The sequence below is a fragment of the Streptomyces sp. SID14436 genome (genome assembly GCF_010548465.1).
Classification (GTDB): Bacteria; Actinomycetota; Actinomycetes; order Streptomycetales; family Streptomycetaceae; genus Streptomyces.
The window spans coordinates 1-9,422 of sequence record NZ_JAAGMD010000568.1; the positions used below are offsets into that span (position 1 = coordinate 1).

Consider the following 9,422-nt stretch of genomic DNA (forward strand, 5'->3'; position numbering starts at 1 on the left):
GTCCAGGGCGGTGCCCATCCAGGCGTGCCGGTGTTCGTCGCGGACCACGGCGACGATCCGCCGCCCGCCCGCCGCCTTCAGCGCCCGCGCGCCGGCGTCGGGGCCGGTGAACGTGCCCGTGGCGGTGCCCGGCAGCAGCCGTTCCAGCTCCGCGCCGACCCCCCACGGCGTCTCGTCGCCGACGGCGATGTTGGGCGTCGGGCTGAAGGTGGCCACGTACACCGGTCCGGTGACCGGCGCGGCGGACCCGCCGCGGGTGACCGTGACCGCCCGGCGGGCGGCCCGCAGGCCGATCTCCGGCTCCTCCGCGCCCGCGGTGTCCTGTGCGTCGCGGACGCTCGTGGTCCACGCGGCCAGGCCGCGGACCCGGGCGGCGGCGTCGGCGAGCCGCTCCTCGGCGAGTTCGCCGGTCCGGACGGCGGTGACGAGCGCGTCCTGCAGGCGCTGCACCGTGTCCTCGTCGCACAGCCCGCCGCCCACGCAGATCGCGTCGGCGCCGGCGGCGAGGGCGAGGACCACGCCGTGTTCCAGCCCGTAGGTGCCGGAGATGGCCTGCATCTCCATGCCGTCGGTGACGATCAGGCCCTGGTAGCCGAGTTCCTCGCGGAGCAGTCCGGTGAGGATGCGGCGGGACAGGGTGGCGGGGCGGTCCGGGTCGAGCACCGGGACCCGGATGTGGGCGCTCATGACCGCCCGGGTGCCGGCCGCGATGGCCGCCCGGAACGGCCGCAGCTCCCGCTCGTGCAGGGTGGTGGCGTCGAGGTCGATGTGCGGCAGGGCGTGGTGCGAGTCGACGTTGGTGTCGCCGTGCCCGGGGAAGTGCTTGGCGCAGGCGGCTACGCCGGTGGACTGCAGGCCCTCGACGTAGGCGGCGGTGTGCCGGGAGACCAGGTCGGTGTCCCCGCCGAAGGAGCGCACTCCGATCACCGGGTTGGCGGGGTTGGCGTTGACGTCGGCGGACGGCGCCCAGTTGAAGTTGACGCCGCAGGCCGCGAGCCGGCGGCCCAGTTCGCGTGCGACGTCACGGGTGAGGCCGGTGTCGTCGACCGCGCCGAGGGCGTGGTTGCCGGGGAAGGAGGAGCCGGTGCGGACCTCCAGCCGGGTGACGTCGCCGCTCTCCTCGTCGATGGCGACCAGGAGGTCGTCCCGCTCGGCCCGCAACTGGGCGGTGAGCGCGGCGACCTGCTCGGCGCCGGCGACGTTGCGGCCGAACAGGGCGACGGAGACGAGGCCCTCGCCGAGGCGGCGGCGCACCCAGTCGGGCGCGGTGGTGCCGTCGAAGCCCGGCTGCAGGACGGCGAGCGCGTCCCGGGTGAGGGTGTCGGTGCCGGTGGTGAATGTCGTCATGAGGTGGCGGTCATCCCTTCACGGCGCCGGCGGTGAGGCCGCTGACGGCCTTGCGCTGCAGGTAGACGAAGAGGATCAGGATCGGGATGGCGAAGAGCGACGAGGCGGCCATGGTCGCGCCCCAGTCGTTGCCGAACTGGCTCTGGAAGCTGGACAGCCACAGCGGCAGGGTCTGGGCCTCGGGGTTCTTGTTGAGCACCAGGACGAGCGCGAACTCGTTCCAGGCCGTGATGAATCCGAACAGCGAGGTGGCCATCAGGCCCGGCGCGAGCAGCGGCAGGATGATCCGGCGGAACGCCTGGGCGCGGGTGCAGCCGTCGACCATCGCCGACTCCTCCAGTTCCTTCGGCACGGCGGCGACGAAGCCGCGCAGCGTCAGGATGGTGAGGGGCAGGATCATCATCATGTAGAAGAGCGTCAGCGGTACGAGGCTGTTCAGCATGGACGCGTCCCGCACGATCATGTACATCGCGATGATCATGACTTCCCAGGGCGCCATCTGGGCCAGCATGAATCCGATGATGAAGCCGCGCCGCCCCTTGAAGCGCATCCGCGCGAGGGCGAAGGAGCCGGCCAGCGCGATCACCAGGGAGAAGACCACGGCCAGGACGGTGACGGTCAGCGAGTTGGTGACGTAGGTCCAGAAGTGGTCGACGTTGATCGCGGTGCTGAAGTGCTCGAAGGTCAGGTCGGCCGGGAACCAGACCGGGTCCTCCGAGAGGATGTCGCCGGTCGGCTTGAGGGCCGTGTTGAACATCCAGTACACGGGGAAGACGAAGCCGATGAACAGGACGGCGGCCGTGACGTTGGGCCACAGGCGGCCGAAGAGCGAGCGCTTCACAGCTCGTCCTCCTCTTGCTTGAGCACGATCCGGAGGTAGTAGGCGGTCAGGCCGAGCAGGATCGCGATGGTCAGGACGGCGATCGCCGCGCCCATGCCGTAGTGCTGGTTGCCGACACCCTCGACGAAGGCGTAGACGGGCAGGATCTCGGTGAGCCGGTCGGGACCGCCCTTGTTGATGAGGTAGACCTGCACGAACGCCTTGAAGACCCAGATGACCTCCAGGAACGTGGTCGCGTAGAGGAACGGCCGCAGGAACGGCAGGGTGACCGTGGTGAAGCTCCGCCAGGCGCCGGCGCCGTCGAGGGACGCGGCCTCGTAGAGCTCCTTGGGGATGGTGGTGGTCGCCGCGTAGAGGTTGATCGCCACGAACGGGACGGACATCCACACGATCAGCAGGGTGATGACGAAGAACGTCGACATCTGGCTGCTGGTCCAGTTGTAGTCGGCCATGGAGTGCCAGCCGAGCTTGTCCAGGACCCAGTTGACGACGCCGAAGCGCTGTGCGAACAGCCACTGGTAGACGGTGGTGGCGGCCACGATCGGCATGGCCCAGGCGAGGACCAGGCCCAGCAGCAGGGTGAACCGCATCCACTTGCCGAGGCGGGCGAGCAGCAGCCCGACCAGGGCGCCCAGCACCATGATCAGGGCGACGTTGACCGCCGTGAAGAGGATCGAGCGAAGGGTGACCCGCCAGAAGTCCTCACTGGTGAGCGCCGCCTGGTAGTTGTCGACTCCGTTCCACTCGGTGGCGCGCTGGATCAGCTGCGTCATGTTGAGGTTCTGGAACGACAGCAGCACGTCCTTGAGCAGCGGCCAGCCGAGCAGCAGCACGGAGGCCACACAGGCGGGCAGCAGCAACAGGTACGGGGCGAGCGCGCCGGCGCGCGACGCCGCTCTCGGTGTCGGCCTGCCCGGCCCCCCGTCGTCCGCCTTGCGGACGTCCGCCGGGCCGGAGGGCGGCCGTTCGGTCTGCACGGTCATGCTCGCGATCTCTCTTCTCGACATACTCGACGCCGGGCGGGGGCCGGCGAGTCACCGGCCCCCGCCCGCTCCGTGCGCTCGCTGTGCGGCTACTGCTGCTGCGCCAGGCGCTTGTTGAACTCGCCCTCGACCTGCTTCGCGGCCTGGGCCGGGGTCTTGCCGTTCAGGACGGCCGTCAGGTACGTCTTGATCGGGTTCGGGTCGTTCTCCACGGCCGCCCACTGCGGGATCAGCGGCGTGGTGCCGCCGACGGCGGCGGCCGGGGCGGCGGCCTCGGCGGGCGCGTTGCCCTCCAGGTTGCTCTGCAGCGACTCCTTGTTGGGGATGACGCCGTTGAGCTTGGCCAGCTGGCCCTCGAACTTGTCGGAGAGCGCGATCTTCAGGAACTCCTTGGCGAGTTCCTGCTTCTTGCTGCCCGCGGCGACGGCGAGGTTGGAGCCGCCGAGGAAGACACCCTCGGGCTTGTCGGCCGTGGCACCGGGGATGGTGAAGTAGCCGATGTCCTTCTCGATCTTCGGGTTGGCCTCGGTCGCGATGCCCGCTTCCCAGCCCATGCCGATGAACGCGCCGACCTTGCCGTCGGCGAAGACCTCGCCCTGCTGCGGGGTGGCCTCGTCCTTGTCCTTGGGCGCCTTGGACAGCGCCTGGAACTTCTTGTAGGTCTCCGCGGCGGCGGCGACCTTCGGGTCGTCGAGGTTGGAGACGTACGTGTCGCCGTCCTTCTTGACCAGTTCGCCGCCCTCGCCGATCACCAGGCCGACGAAGTGGTACCAGTTCTGGCCCGGCAGGTAGATCGGCTCGGCGTCGGTCTTCTCACCGATGGTCTTGAGCGCGTCGTAGAACTCGTCGCGGGTCTTGGGGGTGTCCTTGAGACCGGCGTCCGCCCAGACCTTCTTGTTGTAGAGGACGACGCGGTTGGCGAAGTACCAGGGCGCCGCGTACTGCTTGCCCTCGTAGACGGACGACTCGTTGAGCGACTCGGTCCACTCGCCGCCGATCTCGGACTTGAGGTCACCGAGGTCGGCGAGGCCACCGGTCTTGGCGTAGGCCGGGGTCTGGGTGTTGCCGATCTCGAAGACGTCCGGCGGGTTCTCCTCGGACAGGGAGGTGGTCAGCTTCTGCTGGATGCCGTTCCACTGCTGGATCTCGAACTTGACCTTCGCCTTGGTCTTCTTCTCGAACTCGGCGGTGAGGTCCTTCTGCCACTGGTCCGGCGACGAGCCGTCCATCACCCACACCGTGAGCGTCTGGCCGGCGTAGCCGTCCGCGCCCGCCTTCTTGTCCCCGTCACCGTCGTTCCCGCCGCACGCGGCCACGGAGAACAGCATGCCCGCGACTCCGATCGCGGCTATCAGCTTGCGCTTCACGCGCCACCCCTCCTCAGGAATGCCTTGCACACCCACGCCCTCGGCGGTGACCCTCACAACGGCGCAACAGCTCGGCGGGCTGGGACCCGGCTTCCTCTAAATGGTTTAGACCAGCAAGGGGAGCTTGGCCTAGACCTATGGCCCTGTCAAGGGTCGGACGGGCGGCAGTCGATAACGGCACGGCAACGTCAATCCGGGCACCGAACTCCCCCCAAACGCGGACGTGTCGAGAGTTGGACTAGACCAAAGCGCCGGGGCGCGGTTATAACGGGACCGCCGAGCGTGCGGCGCCGACCCCGGCCGTCCGCCGACGTGCACCGCGGCCGGCACCTGCCGTCCGCGCGCCGGACACCCCAGCCGGAAGGCAGGTCATGAGCACGGACGTCAGCAGCGCCCCGGCCGACCCGGGGGCCACGCCCGGCCGCATCGGCCGAGTCGGCCGCGTCCCGAAGTACTACCGCATCAAGCAGCGGCTGCAGCGGATGACCGACGAGCGCAGCCCCGGCGCCCCGATGCCCGCCGAACGCCTGCTCGCCGTCGAGTTCCGCACCTCCCGCACCACCGTCCGCAAGGCACTCCAGGAACTGGTCAGCGAGGGGCGGCTGGACCGCATCCAGGGCAAGGGCACCTTCGTCGCCCGCCCCAAGGTGTACCGGGCCCTGCAGCTGACGTCGTACACCGAGGACATGCGGGCGCAGGGACTCCGGCCCGCCTCCGAGGTCCTGGACCTCGGTTATGTCCCCGCCGACGAGGACCTGGCGGCCCTGCTGGAGGTGGAGCGGGGCGAGCGGGTGCTGCGCGTCGAGCGGCTGCGGCTGGCCGGCGGTGAGCCGATGGCCATCGAGGCGACCCACCTGTCCGCCCGGCGCTTCCCGCACCTGCGCCGCCACCTGTCCCGCAACGCCTCCCTGTACACGACCCTGTACGAGGTCTACGGCGTCCGGCTCGCGGAGGCCGACGAGACCATCGAGACCTCCCCCGCGACCCCGCGCGAGGCCGGCCTGCTCGGTACGGACGTGGGCCTGCCGATGCTGCTGCTGTCGCGCCACTCCCGCGACGAGCACGGCACCCCGGTGGAGTGGGTCCGCTCGGTGTACCGGGGTTCGCGCTACCGCTTCACGGCGACCCTGACCCCGCCGGAGACGGGCGGGGGGTGACGGCGGGGGGCCCTCCGGGTCCCGTGGGGCGGCCCGGCCGGCTCAGCCGGTGACCGTGCGCAGGTACGCCGCGAACTTCTCCAGGCCGTCGATGTTGCGGGGGCCGCTGATGCCCTCGTTGTAGTCGAGGACGAAGAAGTTGTTCTTCCGGACGGCGGGCAGGTCCCGGGTGTGCGGGGACCTGCGGAGGAAGTCGATCTTCTTCTGGGCGGGCCGGTCGCCGTAGTCGAGGATCATGACGATCTCCGGTTCGGAGCGGGCGACGGCCTCCCAGGTGACCTGGGTCCAGCGCTGGTCGAGGCCGTCGAAGACGTTGCGGGCTCCCGCGATGCGGATGATGTCGTTCGGCGGCACCTGGCTGCCCGCGGTGAAGGGCTGGTCGGTGCCGGAGTCGTAGAGGAAGACGGGCAGCGGCCGGCCGTCGGTGGGTGCCCGGCCGGCGACGGCGTCGACGCGCTGCTTCAGGCCGGCCACCACGCGCCGGGCCCGGTCCTCGACCCGGAAGATCCTGCCGAGCCGTTCGAGGTCGGTGTAGAGCGCTTCGAAGGGAGTCGCCCGCTCGGGGTGCCCGGGGTAGTTGAAGCAGCTCTCGGTGTGCATGAAGCTCTGGATGCCCAGGCCGTCCAGGATCTCGGGGGTGATGCCCCGCTCGTCCTTGAAACCGGAGTTCCAGCCGGCGACGACGAGGTCGGCGCGGGCCTCGACGACGACCTCCTTGTTGAGCAGGTCGTCGCTGAGCATCTTCACCTCGGCGTACTCCGACGCCCACGGCGACTCGCTCACCGGCGGGTTGGCGGGCGGCATGACGTAGCCGTGCACGTGGTCGGTCAGGCCGAGGGCGAACAGCTTGTCGGCGCTGCCGCCCTCGTAGGCGACGGCCCGCCGCGGGACCGTGTACTCGACCGGTTCGCCGCAGCGCTTCACGGTGACCGTGCCGGACGGCCCCCCGGTGCCGGGTGCGACGTCGGCGCCGCAGGCGTTGAGCAGCAGGACGGCCGCGACGGCGGAGCCGACGGCCGCCCGGCGCCGGGCCGGGCGGGGGGTGCGGGAGGTGCGCATGGGTGGGTGCCTTTCAGGTGGAGGGGGTGGACGCAGGGGCCGGGCCGAGCGCGTACAGCAGCTGCGGGTGGCCGGTGAGCGGGTGCGGGACGACGTCGGCGCGGACCCCGAAGACGTCGTGGACCAGCTCGGGGGTCAGGACGTCGGCGGGGGTCCCGGCCGCGACCAGGCGCCCGGCGCGGAGCATGCCGATCCGGTCGCAGGCCGCCGCCGCGAGGTTGAGGTCGTGAAGCACGACGAGGACGGTGAGCCCCGAGCCGCGCAGCAGGGTGAGCATCTCCAGCTGGTGGCGCAGGTCGAGGTGGTTGGTGGGCTCGTCCAGGACGAGGATCTCCGGTTCCTGGACGAGGGCGCGGGCCAGCAGCACGCGTTGGCGTTCGCCGCCGGAGAGGGTGAGGACGCCGCGCCGGGCGAGGCGGCGGATGTCGAGCCGGTCCATGACCTGTTCGCACAGCCGGCGTTCGCGGGCGCCGAGAGCCTGGTGGGCGCGCAGGTGGGGGGCGCGGCCCAGGGCGACGACCTCCTCGACCGTGAAGTCCAGGTCGACGGCGCCGTCCTGGGTCATGGCGGCGACGGTTTGGGCGCTGCGGCGCATCGGCAGCCGGGCCAGGTCGTCGCCGCCGAGCCGGACGGTGCCGGTGGTGGGGCGCAGGGCGCGGTAGACGCACCGCAGGGCGGTGGACTTGCCGCTGCCGTTCGGGCCGACCAGGCCCACGACCCGGCCGTCGGGCACGTCGAGGGTCAGCTCCCGCACCAGGCTGGTGCCGTCGGTCACCACCGACAGCGCGTCGAGTCGCAGGTCCATGTCAGCGGCCTCCGAACAGGTAGCTCCTGCGGCGCATGAGGGTGACGAAGACGGGCACGCCGATCAGGGCGGTGATCACGCCGAGCGGCAGCTCCCTGGGGGCGACGAGCGTCCGGGAGACCAGGTCGGCCCACACCATGAACACGGCCCCGGCGAGCGGCGCGAGGGTGAGCACCCGGGTGTGGCCGGCCCCGGCGACCATGCGCACCACGTGCGGCAGCACCAGTCCGACGAAGGCGATGGCGCCGCTGACGGCGACCATCACGCCGGTCACCAGCGAGAGAAGGACGAGGAGGCCCTTGCGGTGCCGGTCGGGGTCGATGCCGAGGCTCGCCGCCGTCTCGTCGCCGAGCGCCAGCACGTCCAGCGTCCGGCCCCGCCGGCGCAGCACCGCGAGGGCGGGCAGGACGACGAGGGCCACGACGGGCAGGGCGCCCCAGTTCGCGGCGCCGAAGCTGCCCATCGTCCAGTACAGGACCATGCCGGTCGCCTCGCTGTCGGGCGCGGAGTAGACGATCAGGCTCATGAGGGCCTGGAAGCCGAGCGACAGGGCCACTCCGGTGAGCACCAGCCGCAGCGGGGACAGCGTGCCGCGGTGCGAGGCGGCCGCGTACACCAGCAGGGACGCCGTCAGGGCACCGAGGAACGCGCCGGCCGAGACGGCGTGGATGCCCAGCACCGCCAGTCCGCCGCCGACGGTGACGGCGACGGCGCCGACGGACGCCCCCGAGGAGACGCCGAGGACGAAGGGGTCGGCGAGCGCGTTGCGCACCAGGGCCTGGGCGGCGACCCCGACCGCGCTCAGTCCGGCCCCGACGAGGGCGGCCAGCAGGACCCGCGGGGCGCGGATCTGCCAGATGATCTGGTGGGTCGTCACCTCGTCCGCGGTGATGGTGCCGCCGCTGACGGCCGCCCACAGGTGGCGGGCGGTCTCGGCGGGGCCGATGACGGCGGGGCCCAGGCCCACGGCCACGACGACGGACACCAGCAGCGCGGTGACCAGGACGGCGACGGCCGTCAGGAGCCCGCCCCGGGTGGCGAGTCGTTCCCTCATGGTGTGCGCTCCCGGTGCGGGGCGGCCTCCGGCTCCCGCGCGGGGGTGCGGGGCACGAGGAGGGCGGCGCCGAGGGCGGCGACGACGAGGGCGCCGAACACGGCCGCGATGCCGGGGTTCCCGGCCAGTCCGAGGCCCGCGCCGCCCAGGGCCGCTCCCGCGAAGACGCCGAGGCTCTGGCCGGCGGCGTTCAGGGACAGCGCGGTGCCGCGCCGGGGCCCGCACCGCCGCACCAGCAGGCTCACGGCGCACGCGGCGACGACCGCGTGGCTCGCCGCGTGCAGCGCCGTCACGGCGAGGGCGAGCGGCAGCCGGTCGGTGAAGTAGAAGCCGACCACGGACACCAGGGCGGCGAACAGGCCGAGGATCAGCAGCCGTTCGGTGCCGACGCGGGGTGCGGCGGAGTTGGTGATCCGCCCGGTGAGCAGGTTGCTGACGAAGTACGCGGCGCCGCTGAGCGTCCAGACCAGCGCGAAGTGCGCGGGGTCGAGCCGGAACCGTTCGTCGTAGTAGGCCGCCAGGTAGGCGAGGTAGCCCATGAACACGGCCGTGCGGAGCAGCGAGACGAGCAGCAGCGGCACCGCGCCGGGGACGGCCGCGAGCGACCGGAACGAGGCGAGGTAGCCCGGCTGCCGTCCCGGCGCGCCGCCCGCCGGGTGCCCGGCGGCCTCGCGGCGGCCGCGGGCCGACAGGACGGCGGCGAGCAGGAGGCAGGCCGCGGTCACGGCGAGGAGGTCGCCCTGCCAGCCCCACAGGAGGGCGGGCAGCGCCACGGCCGGTGCGGCGAGCATCGCGGTCATCGACTGGGT

General features: G+C 72.0%; 9 protein-coding genes. 1 reads left to right on the forward strand and 8 read right to left on the reverse strand.

Going from position 1 to position 9,422, the window contains the following annotated elements; all coding sequences use genetic code 11:
- The 4 genes from G3I53_RS19790 to G3I53_RS19805 all read right to left on the reverse strand — a co-directional run.
- The coding region (locus G3I53_RS19790; protein WP_164438602.1) for a glycoside hydrolase family 3 protein at window positions 1–1,347 on the reverse strand (1,347 nt) is incomplete at its 3' end.
- Window positions 1,348–1,357: 10 nt separating this feature from the next.
- Entirely contained in the window at window positions 1,358–2,188 is an 831-nt protein-coding gene (locus tag G3I53_RS19795) for a carbohydrate ABC transporter permease (RefSeq protein ID WP_164335533.1), read from the reverse strand.
- Window positions 2,185–3,171: a sugar ABC transporter permease gene (locus tag G3I53_RS19800; protein WP_164336389.1), complete on the reverse strand. Its 987-nt coding sequence runs from the start codon at window positions 3,169–3,171 to the stop codon at window positions 2,185–2,187. The genes G3I53_RS19795 and G3I53_RS19800 overlap by 4 nt, the downstream gene beginning before the upstream one ends.
- 89 nt (window positions 3,172–3,260) lie before the next feature.
- Window positions 3,261–4,538, reverse strand: a complete 1,278-nt coding sequence (locus G3I53_RS19805) for an extracellular solute-binding protein (RefSeq protein WP_164336391.1) — start codon at window positions 4,536–4,538, stop codon at window positions 3,261–3,263.
- A gap of 371 nt (window positions 4,539–4,909) precedes the next feature.
- Between G3I53_RS19805 and G3I53_RS19810 the strand changes: the two genes are divergently transcribed.
- Window positions 4,910–5,695, forward strand: coding sequence for a GntR family transcriptional regulator (locus G3I53_RS19810; RefSeq protein ID WP_164336393.1), 786 nt, complete (start codon window positions 4,910–4,912; stop codon window positions 5,693–5,695).
- 42 nt (window positions 5,696–5,737) lie between these two features.
- On the opposite strand, the gene G3I53_RS19815 is transcribed toward G3I53_RS19810, so the two are convergent.
- The 4 genes from G3I53_RS19815 to G3I53_RS19830 form a co-directional block, all read right to left on the reverse strand.
- Entirely contained in the window at window positions 5,738–6,754 is a 1,017-nt protein-coding gene (locus G3I53_RS19815) for an ABC transporter substrate-binding protein (protein ID WP_164336395.1), read from the reverse strand.
- Window positions 6,755–6,767: 13 nt separating this feature from the next.
- The gene (locus G3I53_RS19820) at window positions 6,768–7,559 is read right to left on the reverse strand and encodes an ABC transporter ATP-binding protein (RefSeq protein WP_164336396.1); all 792 of its coding nucleotides are present in this window, start codon (window positions 7,557–7,559) and stop codon (window positions 6,768–6,770) included.
- Window position 7,560: 1 nt separating this feature from the next.
- Entirely contained in the window at window positions 7,561–8,613 is a 1,053-nt protein-coding gene (locus G3I53_RS19825; RefSeq protein ID WP_203592196.1) for an iron ABC transporter permease, read from the reverse strand.
- A partial coding sequence (locus G3I53_RS19830; RefSeq protein WP_164438603.1) for an MFS transporter occupies window positions 8,610–9,422 on the reverse strand: 813 nt, incomplete at its 5' end. The genes G3I53_RS19830 and G3I53_RS19825, both read right to left, overlap by 4 nt.

What these genes read in the sequence shown, in the direction of transcription:
- G3I53_RS19825 (WP_203592196.1), bottom strand. Translation starts at nt 8,613, where the DNA reads ATGAGGGAACGACTCGCCACCCGGGGCGGGCTCCTGACGGCCGTCGCC.
- G3I53_RS19815 (WP_164336395.1), bottom strand. Translation starts at nt 6,754, where the DNA reads ATGCGCACCTCCCGCACCCCCCGCCCGGCCCGGCGCCGGGCGGCCGTC.
- G3I53_RS19820 (WP_164336396.1), bottom strand. Translation starts at nt 7,559, where the DNA reads ATGGACCTGCGACTCGACGCGCTGTCGGTGGTGACCGACGGCACCAGC.
- G3I53_RS19800 (WP_164336389.1), bottom strand. Translation starts at nt 3,171, where the DNA reads ATGACCGTGCAGACCGAACGGCCGCCCTCCGGCCCGGCGGACGTCCGC.
- G3I53_RS19810 (WP_164336393.1), top strand. Translation starts at nt 4,910, where the DNA reads ATGAGCACGGACGTCAGCAGCGCCCCGGCCGACCCGGGGGCCACGCCC.